The sequence below is a fragment of the Blautia argi genome (genome assembly GCF_003287895.1).
Lineage (GTDB): Bacteria > Bacillota > Clostridia > Lachnospirales > Lachnospiraceae > Blautia > Blautia argi.
The window spans coordinates 699,889-716,181 of sequence record NZ_CP030280.1; the positions used below are offsets into that span (position 1 = coordinate 699,889).

Annotated in this window: 14 protein-coding genes, 1 pseudogene and 1 riboswitch; of the genes and pseudogenes, 9 read left to right on the top strand and 6 right to left on the bottom strand. The window is 41.7% G+C overall.

The window, feature by feature from the left end; all coding sequences use genetic code 11:
• Window positions 1–26 precede the first annotated feature (26 nt).
• Window positions 27–1,334, bottom strand: coding sequence for a phosphomethylpyrimidine synthase ThiC (gene thiC / locus DQQ01_RS03565; RefSeq protein ID WP_111918459.1), 1,308 nt, complete (start codon window positions 1,332–1,334; stop codon window positions 27–29).
• A 108-nt stretch (window positions 1,335–1,442) separates the two neighbouring features.
• Window positions 1,443–1,544, bottom strand: a riboswitch (TPP riboswitch).
• 114 nt (window positions 1,545–1,658) lie between these two features.
• On the opposite strand from thiC, the gene DQQ01_RS03570 reads away from it, so the two are divergent.
• A complete protein-coding gene (locus tag DQQ01_RS03570) occupies window positions 1,659–2,048 on the top strand; it encodes a helix-turn-helix domain-containing protein (RefSeq protein ID WP_111918461.1) in 390 nt (129 codons plus the stop codon).
• A 194-nt stretch (window positions 2,049–2,242) separates the two neighbouring features.
• Here DQQ01_RS03570 and DQQ01_RS03575 read toward each other — a convergent pair whose 3' ends face one another.
• The gene (locus DQQ01_RS03575) at window positions 2,243–2,413 is read right to left on the bottom strand and encodes a 4Fe-4S ferredoxin (protein ID WP_009247091.1); all 171 of its coding nucleotides are present in this window, start codon (window positions 2,411–2,413) and stop codon (window positions 2,243–2,245) included.
• 224 nt (window positions 2,414–2,637) lie between these two features.
• Between DQQ01_RS03575 and DQQ01_RS03580 the strand changes: the two genes are divergently transcribed.
• Window positions 2,638–2,838 (top strand): DUF1858 domain-containing protein, encoded by a 201-nt coding sequence (locus DQQ01_RS03580; RefSeq protein WP_111918463.1) that lies wholly within the window; start codon window positions 2,638–2,640, stop codon window positions 2,836–2,838.
• 104 nt (window positions 2,839–2,942) lie between these two features.
• Here DQQ01_RS03580 and DQQ01_RS03585 read toward each other — a convergent pair whose 3' ends face one another.
• The gene (locus tag DQQ01_RS03585) at window positions 2,943–3,662 is read right to left on the bottom strand and encodes an adaptor protein MecA (protein ID WP_111918465.1); all 720 of its coding nucleotides are present in this window, start codon (window positions 3,660–3,662) and stop codon (window positions 2,943–2,945) included.
• 402 nt (window positions 3,663–4,064) lie between these two features.
• Here DQQ01_RS03585 and DQQ01_RS03590 point away from each other — a divergent pair, with 402 nt between their 5' ends.
• From DQQ01_RS03590 to DQQ01_RS03600, 3 genes are all read left to right on the top strand, one after another.
• Entirely contained in the window at window positions 4,065–4,274 is a 210-nt protein-coding gene (locus DQQ01_RS03590; protein ID WP_111918467.1) for a hypothetical protein, read from the top strand.
• A gap of 128 nt (window positions 4,275–4,402) precedes the next feature.
• Entirely contained in the window at window positions 4,403–6,106 is a 1,704-nt protein-coding gene (locus DQQ01_RS03595; RefSeq protein WP_111918469.1) for a glycosyl hydrolase family 18 protein, read from the top strand.
• 26 nt (window positions 6,107–6,132) lie between these two features.
• The gene (locus DQQ01_RS03600) at window positions 6,133–6,945 is read left to right on the top strand and encodes a hypothetical protein (protein WP_111918471.1); all 813 of its coding nucleotides are present in this window, start codon (window positions 6,133–6,135) and stop codon (window positions 6,943–6,945) included.
• A gap of 116 nt (window positions 6,946–7,061) precedes the next feature.
• On the opposite strand, the gene DQQ01_RS03605 is transcribed toward DQQ01_RS03600, so the two are convergent.
• Window positions 7,062–7,328, bottom strand: coding sequence for a hypothetical protein (locus tag DQQ01_RS03605; RefSeq protein ID WP_111918473.1), 267 nt, complete (start codon window positions 7,326–7,328; stop codon window positions 7,062–7,064).
• Between the two features lie 283 nt (window positions 7,329–7,611).
• Here DQQ01_RS03605 and DQQ01_RS03610 point away from each other — a divergent pair, with 283 nt between their 5' ends.
• Window positions 7,612–8,724 (top strand): ABC transporter ATP-binding protein, encoded by a 1,113-nt coding sequence (locus tag DQQ01_RS03610; RefSeq protein ID WP_111918475.1) that lies wholly within the window; start codon window positions 7,612–7,614, stop codon window positions 8,722–8,724.
• 123 nt (window positions 8,725–8,847) lie between these two features.
• Here the strand turns inward: DQQ01_RS03610 and DQQ01_RS03615 are convergent, their stop codons facing one another.
• Entirely contained in the window at window positions 8,848–9,720 is an 873-nt protein-coding gene (locus tag DQQ01_RS03615; RefSeq protein WP_111918477.1) for a helix-turn-helix domain-containing protein, read from the bottom strand.
• Window positions 9,721–9,877: 157 nt separating this feature from the next.
• Between DQQ01_RS03615 and araA the strand changes: the two genes are divergently transcribed.
• The 3 genes and pseudogenes from araA to DQQ01_RS18010 all read left to right on the top strand — a co-directional run bounded on the left by araA (window position 9,878) and on the right by DQQ01_RS18010 (window position 15,259).
• Window positions 9,878–11,383, top strand: coding sequence for an L-arabinose isomerase (gene araA, locus DQQ01_RS03620; RefSeq protein WP_111918479.1), 1,506 nt, complete (start codon window positions 9,878–9,880; stop codon window positions 11,381–11,383).
• Between the two features lie 240 nt (window positions 11,384–11,623).
• A complete protein-coding gene (locus DQQ01_RS03625; protein WP_111918481.1) occupies window positions 11,624–12,709 on the top strand; it encodes a PucR family transcriptional regulator in 1,086 nt (361 codons plus the stop codon).
• A 257-nt stretch (window positions 12,710–12,966) separates the two neighbouring features.
• Window positions 12,967–15,259: pseudogene (locus DQQ01_RS18010) on the top strand (hydratase).
• Window positions 15,260–15,261: 2 nt separating this feature from the next.
• Here the strand turns inward: DQQ01_RS18010 and DQQ01_RS03635 are convergent.
• Entirely contained in the window at window positions 15,262–16,140 is an 879-nt protein-coding gene (locus DQQ01_RS03635; protein ID WP_111918483.1) for an AraC family transcriptional regulator, read from the bottom strand.
• Between the last annotated feature and the right edge of the window lie 153 nt (window positions 16,141–16,293).

Here is a 16,293-nt window from a genome sequence, read left to right on the forward strand (position 1 = left end):
CAGAGAGAAGAGGTCAGGGATTTTTATTACTCATCATAGATATTTACAATTTCTCCATCCAGTATCCGGTTCATGTTTTTTACAGCGCAGAAGTTTCCACACATACTGCAGGTGTCTTCTTTTTCCGGCTTTGCCTCCTCCCGGTATTGTCTGGCTTTTTCCGGATCAATACACAGCCGGAACATTTCTTCCCAGTCCAGATTTTTCCGGGCAGTGCTCATGGCAGAATCCCAGTCAGAGGCGCCTTTTACCCCTTTGGCGATATCCGCGGCGTGTGCAGCAATTTTAGAAGCAATGATACCCTCCTTTACGTCTTTTTCGTCCGGCAGACGCAGATGCTCGGCTGGTGTGACATAACAGAGAAAGGAAGCACCGCAGGAAGCGGCAATGGCTCCTCCAATGGCTGCTGTAATATGGTCGTATCCGGGGGCAATGTCCGTTACAAGAGGTCCCAGCACATAAAACGGTGCGCCCTGGCACACGGTCTGCTGGATTTTCATATTGGCTTCAATCTGATTCAGAGGCATGTGGCCGGGTCCTTCAATAATCACCTGTACATCTTTTTCCCATGCCCGTCTGGTAAGTTCTCCAAGAGTTACCAGCTCTTCAATTTGAGAAATATCTCCTGCATCGGCAAGGCAGCCTGGACGGCAGGCATCTCCAAGGCTTAAGGTGACATCGTATTTTCGGCAGATGTCCAGAATCCGGTCATAATGCTTATAGAAAGGATTTTCCTGTCCGGTCATTTCCTGCCAGGCAAAAATAATAGAGCCCCCTCTGGAAACAATGTTGGTGAGCCGCCTGTTTTCTTTAAAACGGCGGGCAGTATTTTTGTTGATGCCCACATGGATTGTCATAAAATCCACGCCGTCCTTTGCATGCATTTCCACAATATCCAGCCATTCTTCGGAAGTAATATCTTTTAAAGGCTTATGATAATAGACTACTGCGTCATAGATAGGAACCGTTCCGATGATGGCCGGACATTCCTGTGTGAGTTTTTGGCGAAAAGCTCTGGTATCTCCGTAGGAACTTAAATCCATAATCGATTCTGCTCCCATATCTACAGCCTGCCGAACTTTATGAAGCTCCATATCTATATCTTTCCAGTCCCGTGAAGTGCCCAGATTGACATTGATTTTGGTTTTCAACATAGAACCAATGGCATTGGGATTCAGGCATTGGTGCTGTTTATTTGCCGGAATGACGGCTTTTCCCTCTGCGATATAGTGGCGTAGCTCTTCTGCCGGTATTCCTTCTTTTTTTGCGGCGATTTCCATTTCCGGGGTAATGATTCCCTGCCTTGCGGCATGCATTTGTGTGGTATAAGTCATAGATTTTCTCCAATCTTTTGTTTTTAAACCAGAGAATTCGAACCTGCAGCACAGCCGTTTTCACAAAAAGAAAAAGTCTGTGCCGAAATAGGACGCACAGACATATAAAATCAGTATGTGTAAACTCCCTACGTTGGCATAATCCAAATCAGGTAATACAGGTCGAAGTCGAACTTCCTCTCAGCCCATAAGGCTCCCTGGTTATTTTTTATCAGTTTAGCACCCCTTAGAGGGCTTGTCAACAGTTTTTGTCGAACGTATTTTCTTGCATTTTTATAACGCTTTGTTATAATAATTAAGAGAAACAAAGAAAGGGGTCAGTATATGCAGAAAACCATTTATTCGGTTTCGGAGGCAGTACGCTTTCTGGACATACAGTCCCATGTGCTTCGGTACTGGGAAGAGGAGCTGCGTCTTCCGATTGGAAGAAACGAAATGGGACACAGATACTACACCCGATGGGATATTCAGATTTTCATGAGTATTAGAGAACTAAAGAAAAAAGGGTATGCATTAAAGGAAATCGGAGAGCTGACAACCCTTTTTTATAAAAATCAGGTGGACGAAAAACAGCCTGAGCATAGAGAGTCTGCAAAAAAGAAAAAAGAGAGGAAAAAATCCACGCCCCCCGGTATCCAGGGAATTTATGGAGATTATCAGCAAACTGGTTGCGAACAGAATCCAGGAGAAAAATTCAGAAGAAGAGAGGTATAAGCGTCTTGATGAAAGGATTCGTATTTGTCAGCAGTCCAGAAGAGAGGCAGCGGCAGCTCTGGAAAAAGAAGCGCAAAAAAAGAGGAGGATTTTTAAAAGAAAGTAAAAAGAGAAGACGAAGAGGCAGGAACATTAAGCTTCCTGCCTCTTCGTACCTTTCATGATACAGAATAAAAGTCCTGTATTATGTAATATTAGCCTTCTACGATAGCTTCTGTAGGACAAACACCAGCGCATGTTCCGCAGTCAACGCATGTATCAGCGTCGATAACGTATTTGTCATCGCCTTCGGAAATAGCTTCTACCGGACATTCACCAGCGCATGTTCCGCAGCTTACACATTCATCTGTAATAACGTATGCCATGATTGTATCCTCCTTTATATTCTGAATCTTTCAATTCAGTTCTTAGGGTTATTCTAATATATTTGTTTCTATAATACAAGTCTTATTTTACGAACATAGCAGGATTTTTTGGTTGTAGGCATAATTGTATACAAAATGCAAAAGTAAATGGAGAAAAACAGTTGAATATCCTGCAAAAACAGATTATAATAAAACAATAAAATATTTTAAGGAGGAAGCTATCCATGAAGGTAACAGCAGATATGACAATCGGCGAACTGATTCGTTTAGATGAAAATATTGTACCAATTCTAATGAGAGCAGGTATGCACTGCATCGGCTGTCCGTCCGCACAGGGAGAATCTCTGGCAGAAGCAGCTATGGTTCACGGAATTGACGGAAACATGCTGATCGCACAGATTAATGATTTCCTGGAAAACAAATAAGATTTCCTATAAAGTAAAAAGGACACCCGTTCATGGGTGCCCTTTTTTAAATTTGTGTAAGATGTGTCAATGCCTTGGATGGAAGAATACAGACACCGTGTTCTTTAAAAATATGCCTGCTTTGCCGGAGAGAAGGGACTTCCCTTTCCATATTCAGAAAGCATGTTGCATACTCTGTTGAAATCCTCTGGTGAGGTTTCTTCCTGATGGAGTACCAGGGAGTAGGTATTGTTTTTCTCATCCTTATACAGAGCGCTGAAGCCCTGGAAGAAATTGTTCAGCCCATGGGCTGCTTCAATAACGGTATCCAGGTTTTGGAAAACATATTCCCGCATTAAGTTGACAGAAACAGGGGTATCCCCGATGTTTTCCGGCTTTGTGGCCGTTTCTTTGTTTTCGGAGGCTGCTTTTTCTTTTTTTCTGCGCTCCATGGCTTTTGCCTTTGCCTCATAAATTTTCTGGAAGATATCCAGGATATCGTCAGCGCCTTCTACTTCAATAGGAGGGGCGTCCTCGGAAACGGCTGTAGCATTGCCAAAAGGGGTGAATTTGGAAAAGCGGGTATCCAGTTCCTCCGGGTCATCTACCTTGGAAATAATTAAAATAATACTGTCTGCAGACACCGGAATTGCCTCAATCATGAGAGGTGTATTGTCAGCTTCAAAGCCAAACTCGGAACTTGCCTGCTGCATCATATCCCGGAAAAGAGTTTTTGCCTTATCACTGCCGTAAGCCAGCTCACTTAAACGAATTTGCCGTTCCTCCAAATCAGCTCTTGTCAGTGTACAACGTATCTGATTTTCATTTATTTTTTCTATTTTCATAACATCACGTCCTGTCTGGTTAATTCATCTAAAGATGCTATTTCTCCTTTTATATTATATACTATGCATTGCCGGATTGTAAAGAAGAAATACTTGCTAATTCCGAGAGCTGGTGTTATAATGAAAATCAGGTAAGAGAAGACTGTCCTGTAAATTTTACAGAGAGGAGTGAAATACAGGTAGTCTTTTGACATTTGACAGATTTTATGATTCAAGAAATGCGGCGGTCTGCTGCAGCAGTCTGGTACATTCTGTATCACTGCAGATTTCCATTTATATCAAGATCAAAACATACGGGCAGTCTATCTTTATCTTTTGTAACTGAATGAGGCGTTTTGTGCAAGGAAAAAGAAAGCAGGATAATAATATATCACAAGCATTTATATTCTGCGGGAGGAAGATATGGATAAAAAAGAAAAACAGCTTTTGCACCGGGAGTTGGAAACCTATGAGGATATGGGAGTGCTTCTCTATCTGAACGGGAGAAGTACGACTCCAAAACGTATTGAGAAAGCATACAGAATTGCCGAGGATGGAAACTATATGCGGGACTACATTCAAGATGAAAGCGGGAAATTGCAGGCTGTTTCCTTTGATTTTGTGAAGAATTAAAGGGGCTGTAATTGTGTACAAAAAAGAAAAAAATCTGAAAAAAACATGAAATTCCGGAAGAAATAGATGACGAAAGAGAAAAATATGCTATAATACACATATCAAAAGAGAGTAAAAGGAGCTGAAGCATGGCAAAACGAAGGAAAAGAAGAAGGCGCAGGAGAAGCTTTCCCCCTGCACTGATAGCGTTATTTCTTATCGTAATCGTTGGGGCAGCGGGGCTTATTACAACCTATGTAAAGAAATATACACCGTCAGATATCCGAATGGATTTGGCAGACTATTATAAGCTGGAATCCCCGGAGGAGGTTGCCCTGATTTTTCAGGATACCTTAAGTGAGTACAGAGGCAGGCTCATAGAGGATATGATCTATCTTCCCTATCAGGCAGTAACCGGTGTTCTGGGCGGAAGATTTTACTGGGATCAGGAAACACAGAGTATGTTGTATACAACCCCGGATTCTGTAATAGAGATTCAGCCGGATATGGAATTTCAGGCACAGGGGCAGGAACAGAGTTTTGTTCCGGTGAGAAAGCTGGACGAGAGTCTTTATATTGCTCTGGATTTTCTGGAAAATTATATGCAGATAGAAAGTCGGGTATACGAAAAACCGGCAAGAGTTGTTATTACCTATGAGTGGCAGAAGATTCAGACTGTGGAGGCAGACCGGGATACTGTAGTTCGTTACCAGGGCGGAATTAAGAGTCCCATTCTTTCTGATGTGAAAGCAGGGGATTCCATGGAACTTTTGGAGGAACTGGAAAACTGGTCCAGAGTTCTGACAAAAGACGGAATCGACGGCTATGTAAAAAAAGAAGATCTGAAAGCGTCAAAGACAGCCGAGCCAAAATACCAGGGGGCTTATGAGGAGAATTTTACCAGCCTTACCAGAGATTATAAAATCAACCTTGCATGGCATCAGGTTACCTCCGAGGCAGCCAATGGAGCTTTTGAGCAGACGGTAAAGGATTTGCAGGGCGTCAATGTTATTTCCCCTACCTGGTTTTCTGTGACAGGAACAGAGGGAACGATTTCTTCCCTTGCCAGCGCAGAATATGTAGAAAAAGCACACAAAAAGGGCATGGAGGTCTGGGGACTGATTGATAATTTTGATAAAAATGTAAGCACACTGGAAACCCTGTCTAAAAGAAGCGCCAGAACCCATATCATTGAGATGCTTTTAAGTGAAGCCAAAAGAGTGGGAATGGACGGAATTAATTTAGACTTTGAGGCGCTGACAGAGGAAGAGGCGCCGCATTTTATCCAGTTTGTCAGAGAACTGTCTGTTATGTGCAGAGCCAACAATCTGGTTCTGTCTGTGGACAATCCGGTTCCGCAGTATACTTCTTTTTATAACAGAAAGGAACAGGGGATTGTGGCGGATTATGTGATTATCATGGGATATGATGAACATACTGTTGGAGCGGAAACTGCAGGTTCTGTAGCGTCCCTTCCTTTTGTGGAAGCGGGAATTGTCCAGACTCTGAAGGAAGTTCCTAAGGAAAAGGTGATTAACGGTGTGCCGTTTTATACCAGATTGTGGACAGAGAACAATAATGGAGCTGTGACCAGTGAGGTCTTTGGCATGGATCAGGCAGAAAAATATGTGCAGGAAAAAGGCATGGAAGTATACTGGAATAAAGATGTATCGCAGAATTATGGCGAGCTTGCCACTTCCGAGGGTACACAGAAAATCTGGCTGGAAGATGAGAAATCTCTGGAAGCAAAGATGAAACTGATACAGCAGTATGAGCTGGCAGGGGTAGCAGAATGGAAGCTGGGATTTGAACGGGCAGATGTATGGCCGGTTATCAGCAAATATTTACAGTAAGAAGAAAAAGTACGAGGTGGAGTATTATGGCAGAGTATGAAATGTTTAAAACAACCTTAATGGGTGGATATGACAAGGAAGAAGTACAGGAGCTGATTCAGAAGCTGAAAGATGAAATGGCTGAAATTCAGGTGAATTATAAAAAGCAGATTGCAGACAGAGATGCCAAGATTGCGGAACTGCAGAAGAGAATTGAACTGAAGGAATCTTATCAGGCGCGTATGGAGGAGGACATCAAGGAGAAATACCAGAAGTACATTGATAATTACGAAAGCATTGGAAAGCTGGTCTTTGAAGCGCAGATAAAAGCAGAAAGTATGGAAAAAGAAGCACGGGAAAAATGCGACATTATGATAGCAGAGGCTGAGGAGGAAGCAAAACGCCGCGTGGAGGCTGTGCAGTCTGAAATTGATGACAAACTTTTAGAGGGCAAGAAGAAATATGTGGCTGTTCAGGAAGAAATGAATGGCATTGTAGAATTGATTAATCAGGCACAGAGAAGATTTATGTCTTCTTATAAAGAGGTGCATCACATTATCAGTAGTATGCCTACTTCCTTAAACGATATTGGCGAGGAGAGTGAGCTGGAAATTCACAGAATCGAGATTCCTGATGAGGAGCTGCCAGAGGAAGAGAACAAAGAAGAACTTCATCTGGGAGATACTCAGGAGTTGGATATTATGGACGCTATGGAGGATATTGCAGAGCTGGAAGAGTTTGACGAAGAAGATGAGGAAGATGAGGACAGCAAGCTTGCCCTTCAGATTTCAAAGCTTTTAAGTGAAGAAGATGAGGCAATGCTGGAAGAAGAGTTAGACGGTCTTTTAAAAGAAGAATAAGAGAATAACAGAAAACAGCTTCAGGCAGTTTCCTTAAAGTGGTATATCTAAAGAAAGGAGAGTGGTCTGAAGCTGTTTTTGTCTGTACCAATACAGCAATATTGTCTGAAAGTGCATTAATCCTCTTCGATAATCTGCAGTTCCAGGTAGTCAAAGTCCAGGATTTCAATGAAATTATCCTGCGAAAACCGTACCTTTGAGAATTTCTGGAAGTCTTTGATATTGGACTCCAGCCAGATTGGAGAGGGAAGGTCAAATTCATGGCAAATACAGTCCAGGCAGTGAAAGACCTTTTTGGTTCTGGTATTTTGTGTATCATCGCAGATAACCGTGCTTTTTTGAATACGCGTGTCTTTATAAATATTTCCCATTAAGCGGAACATAGGCATTGTCCTTTCCGTATAGTAATTTCTGTGTTCTTTATTATAAGAAAGATAGGAAGTGGTGTAAAGCCTGTTTTTAAAAGTTTTGCGGCAGGGTTGTATAGATTGCATACGGAAATTGTGAAAATCAGTCAAAATGACGGGATTGATTTAGGGATTGTCCATGCATACAAAGACTTAAAGTAATATTTGGGCATTTGACCTATGGAAAAAAAACAGGGATAGAGGTATACTAATCTCAGTTCAAACGAGAGCAATCGCAAAATTTAGGAGGAAAATTAAAATGGCAAGTTTATCATTACAGCATATTAACAAGACTTATCCAAATGGTTTTGAAGCAGTAAAAGATTTCAATCTTGAAATTGCAGATAAAGAATTCATCATCTTTGTAGGACCTTCAGGTTGTGGAAAATCTACAACACTTCGTATGATTGCAGGTCTGGAAGAAATCTCAGGCGGTACATTAAAAATCGGTGACAAAGTAGTAAACGATGTTGAACCAAAAGACAGAGATATTGCAATGGTATTCCAGAACTACGCTCTGTATCCACATATGACCGTTTATGATAACATGGCATTTGGTCTGAAACTGAGAAAAGTTCCAAAAGATCAGATTGACAAAATGGTTAAAGAAGCAGCTAAGATCCTTGACCTGGAAAAATTATTAGACCGTAAACCAAAAGCTCTTTCCGGTGGTCAGAGACAGCGTGTTGCTATGGGACGTGCTATCGTGCGTGAACCTAAAGTATTCTTAATGGACGAACCTCTGTCAAACCTTGATGCAAAACTTCGTGTACAGATGCGTACTGAAATTTCTAAATTACATGAAAGATTAGGCGCTACTATCATCTACGTTACACATGACCAGACAGAAGCTATGACACTGGGTACCAGAATCGTTGTTATGAAAGATGGTGTTGTACAGCAGGTAGATACACCTCAGACATTATACAATGCTCCATGTAACTTATTCGTTGCTGGATTTATCGGTTCTCCTCAGATGAACTTCTTAGATGCAGTTGTACATGTAAAAGGAAATGATGTTGAATTACAGATTGGTAAGACTGTACTTCAGGTACCGGCTTCCAAGAAAAAAGCTCTTATTGACGGCGGATATGACGGAAAAACAGTTGTTATGGGTATTCGTCCAGAGCATGTATACGATGATGAAGCTCGTATCCAGGCATTCCCGAACAGCACAATTGAAGGAAAAATCACTGTTTATGAATTACTTGGTGCTGAAGTTTATCTGTACTTTGACACAGAAGGATTCTCTATGACAGCAAGAGTAAATCCTCGTACAACAGCAAGAACAGGTGATACTGTTAAATTTGCATTAGACATGGAAAAAGTTCATGTATTTGATAAAGAAACAGAGCAGGTTATCACAAACTAAATTTCAAATGTGAAAAATGCAGACTGCCTCGTGAAAAGAAGTCAGGAAGTTTCCTGACGGACCTTTCACGGGGCAGTTTTTTTAGTTCTTTGTTAAGAGGTGGGATAAAATAAAAAATTTTTGTTAAGAATCCAGCAGTTTTGAGCCGGAAAGCGTGGGGTTAAAATTTCCTTTCATACTTTTAATAGAGCGGGAGGTCAGAACATAATCTTTGGGCAGCGTACTGGGGGAATATCCGGTTATTTCCTTAAAGGTTCTGTTAAAATGCCGTATGGTGTCAAAACCGCATAGAGAAGCTATTTCTGTAATAGACAGCTCCTGTCTGTTGTGCCGGAGCATTTCAATGGCTTTTTCCAGTCGTATAATATTCAGGTAAGTGGAAAAGGTCATTCCTGATATATTTTTAAAAAATTTGGAAAAGTAAGGCTCGGAAAATCCCATAAAGCTGCTGGCATCAGAAAAGGTGATGTAGCTGTATTTTTCTTCAATTTCATTCAGCAGATTTTTATAATTTTCCATGGAAGTATGAAATCTCGCGGATTTTTCTTCTATAGGGATACCATGACGGTAAATGTCTACAAAGAGGCAGCGGATCATTCCAATGATTTTCATTTCATAAAAGGACTGTTTTTCCTCCAGCTCTTTTTTTACTGTTTTAAAGAGATTTGGGACAGCGGTAGCAGAAAAAGAAGGTAAAAGAGGAGAAGCAAGGGCAGTTCTTCTGGTGATTTCCTGTATCATGGAAGCGTTAAACATGAGAATTTGTGTGATGCTTCCGGATTCTCCGTGAATATAGTGAATTTCTCCGCTTTGGATAAAGACGGCTTCCCTGTCATGTAGTTGATAGGCAGTGTGGTTGTAGGACACAGTTACCGTGCCTTTTTCGATATAAATCAACTCGCATTCCAGATGCCAGTGGGGCAGATTATGAAGAGATTCATAACGTCCCGTCCATGCACATTCTTTTTCTTCCCGTTTTTCAAAGTTTGCAAGCATTGTGATTCCTCCTTTCTTTATACTGTAACAAAAAAGATAATAAATGTCCATATTGAGGCAACAGAGTTCTTTCTTTTTCAGGGATGTACGGTATACTGAAAAGTAGAAAGAGGAACGAAAATTGCCAAAAGGCAGAAAATAACAGGAGGAAACAGTTATGTTGGAAATGAAAAATTATCAGTTCTGGTTTTGTACCGGTTCACAGGACTTGTATGGACAGGAATGTCTGGAGCATGTGGCAGAGCATTCCAAAATTATGGTAGATAGATTAAACCAATCAGGAGTGCTTCCTTATGAAGTCGTATGGAAACCAACACTTTTGACAAATGCTATGATTCGTCAGACTTTTAATGAGGCAAATGCAGATGAAAACTGTGCAGGTGTGATTACCTGGATGCATACCTTTTCACCGGCAAAATCCTGGATTTTAGGACTTCAGGAATACAGAAAACCGCTTTTGCACCTGCATACACAGTTTAACAGAGAAATTCCATATGATTCCATTGATATGGACTTTATGAACGAAAATCAGTCTGCACATGGAGATAGAGAATACGGACATATTGTAAGCCGTATGAGAATGGAAAGAAAGGTTATTGTTGGCTTCTGGGACGATAAAGATGTGCAGGAGAGAATTGCTTCTTGGATGCGGACTGCTGTAGGTGTTATTGAAAGCAGCCATATTCGTGTGATGAGAATTGCCGATAACATGAGAAATGTAGCTGTTACAGAGGGCGACAAGGTAGAAGCACAGATTAAATTCGGCTGGGAAGTAGACGCATATCCGGTAAATGAAATTGCAGACGCAGTAAAAGAGGTTTCCAAAGGAGATACCGATGCTCTGGTAGAAGAATATTATGATAAATATGAGATTCTTTTAGAGGGCAGAGATGCAGAGGAATTCCGCAGACATGTGGCAGTTCAGGCTCAGATTGAGCTTGGATTTGAACGTTTCCTGGAGGAGAAAAACTATCAGGCCATTGTGACCCATTTTGGTGATTTGGGCTGCCTGCAGCAGCTTCCGGGTCTGGCTATTCAGAGGTTAATGGAAAAGGGCTATGGATTTGGTGGAGAAGGCGACTGGAAAACAGCAGCCATGGTTCGTCTGATGAAAATTATGACACAGGGCAAAAAAGATGCAAAGGGAACTTCTTTTATGGAGGATTATACCTATAACCTGGTTCCGGGAAAAGAAGGCATTCTGGAAGCACATATGCTGGAGGTTTGTCCAACGATTGCAGAAGGTCCTATCAGTATTAAGTGTCAGCCGCTTACTATGGGTGACAGAGAAGATCCGGCAAGACTGGTATTTACATCCAAGACAGGTAAGGGTGTAGCTACCTCTCTGATTGACCTGGGCGACAGATTCCGTCTGATTATCAATGATGTGAATTGCAAAAAGGTAGAGCAGCCAATGCCGAAGCTTCCGGTGGCCACAGCATTCTGGACACCGGAACCAAGCCTGCAGACAGGTGCAGAGGCATGGATTCTGGCAGGAGGCGCCCATCACACAGCATTCTCCTATGATTTGACTGCAGAACAGATGGGAGATTGGGCAGCAGCTATGGGAATTGAGGCTGTTTATATTGACAAAGACACCACAATCCGTAATCTGAAGAATGAACTTCGCTGGAATGAGGCAGCCTACAGACTGAACCTTTAAATTTCCGATATACCTGAAAAGATGACAGAAGAGGGGCAAATGCATGAAACGCATACTGTGAATATTTATACACTTTATGTTTTAAAAGTATAGATATTTCAAAGTGCTGTTTCCGGCATTTGTTCCTCTTTTTTTGTGCATATAAGATTTACATATAATAGGAAGGTGCTTGCCAATTAAAAAAAAATAGGGTATTATTATTTTAGAAAATCCAGGGACAACCCAAAGGAGAGAGGAAATATGATTTCAAGCCAGGTAATACAAAAGACATTAGATGAACTGAGAATGATCACAAGAATTGATTTGTGTGTCATGGATATAGACGGAAAGGTCAATTCCACCACTTTTGCTACAGAGGAAGAGGATTTTGGTGATGTGAGAGCCTTTGCAGAGTCTATGGCAGACAGCCAGGTGATGAAGGGCTGCCATTTCTTTAAAATTTACGATAATCAGACTGTGGAATATATACTGGTTGCCAAAGGCGGCAATGAAGATGCCTATATGATCGGACGTGTAGCAGTAGCAGAAATTCAAAATCTGATTGTGGCTTATAAGGAGCGTTTTGATAAGTCCAACTTTATTCAAAACCTGATTCTGGACAATCTGCTTTTAGTAGATGTGTACAACAGAGCGAAAAAGCTGCACATTGCAGTAGAGGCAAAACGAGTGGTTCTGCTGGTAGAAACCAGAAATGAAAAAGACCAGGATTCCATGGAAATTCTGAAAAATCTCTTTATTTCCAGAAATAATGATTTTATTACAGCCATTGATGAAAAGAATATTATTATTGTCCGTACTTTAGAGGAAAGCGACGGATATGAAGAAATTGAAAATATTGCAAACATGATTGTGGATATGTTAAATGCTGAGGCAATGTCCCAGGTGCGAGTATCCTACGGCAATATTATTCATGAAATCAAAGATGTGTCACGTTCTTATAAGGAAGCAAAGATGGCGCTGGACGTAGGCAAAATTTTCTATGTAGAAAAGAATATTGTGGGATACAACAATCTGGGAATCGGACGTCTGATTTATCAGCTTCCCATGCCGCTTTGTGAAATGTTCATGAAAGAGGTGTTCGGCGGAAAACTTCCGGAATCTTTAGATGATGAAACTCTGAACACCATTAATAAATTCTTTGATAACAACCTGAATATTTCAGAAACTTCCAGACAGTTGTTCCTGCACAGAAATACGCTGGTATACAGACTGGAGAAGATTCAGAAAAGCACAGGACTGGATATTCGTGTCTTTGACGATGCGCTGACCTTTAAGATTGCACTTATGGTATCCAGTTACATGGATTTCATGAAAAAGCAGGATTAATTCAGAAGCAAAACAGATTTACAACAGAAGCTGCTGCAAAAACAGGGGATAGATATAAATAGGCTCCTCGGTTTTGCGGCAGCTTTGTTTTCTTATCTTCTGAAGTGCAAAATTTCCCGGGTATTTGTGAATAAAAAATAAAGCATTATTGTATACAATTAATTTATTGCGATAAACTACTTGCTTTTTAAAGCGATAAAATTTATAATGGTAGAAAATACGTTAGAAAAAAGCAAAAGAAAGATGGAGGGAATGCCATGATTCAATTATATAAAACTGGCGCCTGGCTGGTAAACGGAACAGAGCTTTTGGAAGATTCGGAAGCTGTGAGAGCAGAAATTCAGGCAAAATATAATAAGACAGCGCCAACAAAGGAAGAGGCGGCAAAAAATACCATTGCCTACTCAATTTTGCAGAATCATAACACATCAGACAACATGAAAAATCTGAAAATCAAGTTTGATAAGCTGACTTCACATGATATTACCTTTGTAGGAATTATTCAGACTGCCAGAGCTTCGGGTCTGGAGAAATTCCCTATTCCCTATGTGCTGACAAACTGTCACAATTCTCTGTGTGCAGTAGGCGGCACCATTAATGAAGATGACCATATGTTTGGATTGACCTGCGCCAAACGCTATGGCGGGGTATATGTACCGCCTCATCAGGCAGTCATTCACCAGTTTGCAAGAGAAATGCTGGCAGAGGGCGGAAAAATGATACTGGGCTCTGACAGTCATACCCGCTACGGTGCGCTGGGAACCATGGCCATGGGTGAAGGTGGTCCTGAGTTGGTAAAGCAGCTTTTGGGCAGAACCTATGATATTAAGCGTCCCGAGGTAGTAGGGGTTTACCTCACCGGAAAACCGGTGCCAGGAGTGGGACCTCAGGACGTTGCTCTGGCAATTATCGGGGCAGTCTTTGAGAGTGGATATGTAAAAAATAAGGTCATGGAATTTGTAGGTCCCGGTGTGGAAAATTTGAGCGCAGATTACCGCATTGGCATTGATGTTATGACAACAGAAACTACCTGTCTTTCATCTATCTGGAAAACAGATGCCAAAATACAGGAATTTTATGAAATCCATGGAAGAGGAGCTGACTATCAGGAACTGAATCCGGGAGAAGTTACTTATTATGATGGAGTGGTATATGTGGATTTGGGCCAGATAAGACCAATGATTGCCATGCCGTTCCACCCAAGCAATACCTACACCATTGAAGAATTAAACAGTAATCTCATGGATATTTTAGATGATGTGGAGAAAAAGGCGCAAATCAGCCTGGATGGAAAGATTCCATATACTTTGAAGGATAAGGTGAAAAACGGAAGGCTGTGCGTAGAACAGGGAATCATTGCAGGCTGTGCAGGCGGCGGCTTTGAAAATATCTGCGATGCAGCGGATATTTTAAGAGGCGCCAGCATTGGGGCTGATGCATTTACTCTGAGTGTATATCCTGCAAGTACACCGATTTATATGGAACTTGCCAAAAACGGCGTGTTGGCTGACCTTTTGCAGACAGGTGCTGTGGTAAAAACTGCCTTTTGCGGCCCCTGCTTTGGTGCAGGAGAATACTCCGGCAAACAATGCCCTTAGTATCCGTCATTCTACCAGAAACTTTCCCAACAGAGAAGGCTCTAAGATTCAGAACGGACAGATTTCTTCTGTGGCCCTTATGGATGCCCGTTCCATTGCAGCTACAGCGGCAAATAAGGGACAGCTTACCCCTGCTACAGAGTATGCAGGAGAATACAGAAGACCGGTTTATCACTTTGATGGACAGATTTATGCAAACCGTGTGTTTGACAGTAAGGGTGTGGCAGATCCGAGCGTAGAAATTCAGTTTGGTCCTAACATTAAGGATTGGCCTGAGATGCCGGTTTTGACAGAGAATCTGCTGTTAAAGACCGTGGCAGAAATCCATGATCCGGTTACTACCACAGACGAGCTGATTCCTTCCGGAGAAACTTCTTCTTATCGTTCCAACCCGCTGAAGCTGGCAGAGTTTGCCCTGTCCAGAAAAGCGCCGGATTATGTGGGACTGGCAAAGGAGATTCAGAAGGCAGAACTTGCCAGAGAGGCAGGAGAAAGTCCTGTAAAAGCAGTGCCTGAGCTGGAAGGTATCTGGGAAAGGGTAAAAGCCGTATACCCGGAGGCCACAGAGGTCAATACAGGAATCGGAAGCACTATTTTTGCAGTAAAGCCAGGGGACGGATCTGCCAGAGAGCAGGCTGCTTCCTGTCAGAAGGTGCTGGGAGGCTGGGCCAATATTGCCAATGAATATGCTACAAAGAGATACCGTTCTAATCTGATGAACTGGGGTATGCTTCCATTTTTAATACCGGAGGGAGAACTTCCCTTTAAAAAGGGAGATTTTATCTTTGTACCGGACATCAGAAAAGCTGTGGAGGAAGGAAGAGGAGAAATTCCTGCCTTTGCCATTAGCGATCAGGTGAAAGCCTTTACTCTTGGACTTGGGGAAATGACAGAGGACGAGAGAGAGATTATCCTGAAAGGGTGTCTGATTAATTACTACAGGGCAAAATAAGTTTAATTTTGCAGTTTGGCGTAAAATTTTCTGAAATCAGAGGGTGACATGTTTTCACTGTTATAAAAAGTACGGTTAAAGGTGCTGCTGCTGTTAAAACCGGATTCCATTGCAATATCTGTAATGGAGGCATCGGTTGTAAGCAACAGCACCTTTGCTTTTTGAATGCGCTGCCGGGAGCGATATTCGGAAAAAGAGGTTCCCATATACTGCTGAAAAAGCCTGGAAAAGTGAAATTTGGAAAAACCGGCATAAGCGGCTGCGTTCTCTAGGGTAATAGAGGAGGTCAGATTTTGATTCAAATATCTGCATACAGCAAGAAATTTTTCCTGGAGGCGGACATTTCGAATTTGGTATCCGTTCTTTTGAGCAGAAAAGGTCTGCATCTGTATTTCCGGAGCGCGCAGAAGCATAACGTATAGTTCCAGGGCTGAGGCGTAAAGGGAAGATGCCCATAAAATGTGCTGATGACGATATTCCTGCAGCATAAAAAGCAGAAGGGACAGACTTTTTCGGTATGTGGAAGCTGATGTCTTCCGTTTCAGATGAATACAGGGAGGCATGGAAAAGAGCAGAGTTTGAAATTCCCTGTGTGCATACAGAAGTTCGATATCAAACTGTAAGATTAACCGGGTTCCACGGTTTTTGGCTGAAAGGCTGTGTACAGTCCCGGAGTGCAGGAATAAAATATCTCCTTTTTCAAGATGAAAGTGCTGTTGCTGAACAGATACATCATAAGAACCGGAAAAGGGCAGAAGAATTTCCATGCAGGTATGCCAGTGGTCTTCAATGGTATAGGCTCCTTTCTGAATAATAAATCTGAAGTTTTCTGCAGTTGGATAAGTGACAGGTGCCTTACCGTTCAGAAAAATATCTTTCATAATTCAACATTCCCCCGTAAATGATTTTTTGTACTTAACAGAATTATAAAACATAGAGAGAAAAAAAGCAATATTTGGGCAATAATCCGCACTTATGGTAATGAATAATTCAGAAAAAATAGTAGAATAGGGAGTAAGAAAATCAAAGCGGAG

Coding starts and splice junctions, on each gene's coding strand:
- thiC (WP_111918459.1), bottom strand. CDS start 1,334: ATGACTTATACCACACAAATGCATGCCGCAAGGCAGGGAATCATTACC.
- DQQ01_RS03570 (WP_111918461.1), top strand. CDS start 1,659: ATGCAGAAAACCATTTATTCGGTTTCGGAGGCAGTACGCTTTCTGGAC.
- DQQ01_RS03575 (WP_009247091.1), bottom strand. CDS start 2,413: ATGGCATACGTTATTACAGATGAATGTGTAAGCTGCGGAACATGCGCT.
- DQQ01_RS03580 (WP_111918463.1), top strand. CDS start 2,638: ATGAAGGTAACAGCAGATATGACAATCGGCGAACTGATTCGTTTAGAT.
- DQQ01_RS03585 (WP_111918465.1), bottom strand. CDS start 3,662: ATGAAAATAGAAAAAATAAATGAAAATCAGATACGTTGTACACTGACA.
- DQQ01_RS03590 (WP_111918467.1), top strand. CDS start 4,065: ATGGATAAAAAAGAAAAACAGCTTTTGCACCGGGAGTTGGAAACCTAT.
- DQQ01_RS03595 (WP_111918469.1), top strand. CDS start 4,403: ATGGCAAAACGAAGGAAAAGAAGAAGGCGCAGGAGAAGCTTTCCCCCT.
- DQQ01_RS03600 (WP_111918471.1), top strand. CDS start 6,133: ATGGCAGAGTATGAAATGTTTAAAACAACCTTAATGGGTGGATATGAC.
- DQQ01_RS03605 (WP_111918473.1), bottom strand. CDS start 7,328: ATGTTCCGCTTAATGGGAAATATTTATAAAGACACGCGTATTCAAAAA.
- DQQ01_RS03610 (WP_111918475.1), top strand. CDS start 7,612: ATGGCAAGTTTATCATTACAGCATATTAACAAGACTTATCCAAATGGT.
- DQQ01_RS03615 (WP_111918477.1), bottom strand. CDS start 9,720: ATGCTTGCAAACTTTGAAAAACGGGAAGAAAAAGAATGTGCATGGACG.
- araA (WP_111918479.1), top strand. CDS start 9,878: ATGTTGGAAATGAAAAATTATCAGTTCTGGTTTTGTACCGGTTCACAG.
- DQQ01_RS03625 (WP_111918481.1), top strand. CDS start 11,624: ATGATTTCAAGCCAGGTAATACAAAAGACATTAGATGAACTGAGAATG.
- DQQ01_RS03635 (WP_111918483.1), bottom strand. CDS start 16,140: ATGAAAGATATTTTTCTGAACGGTAAGGCACCTGTCACTTATCCAACT.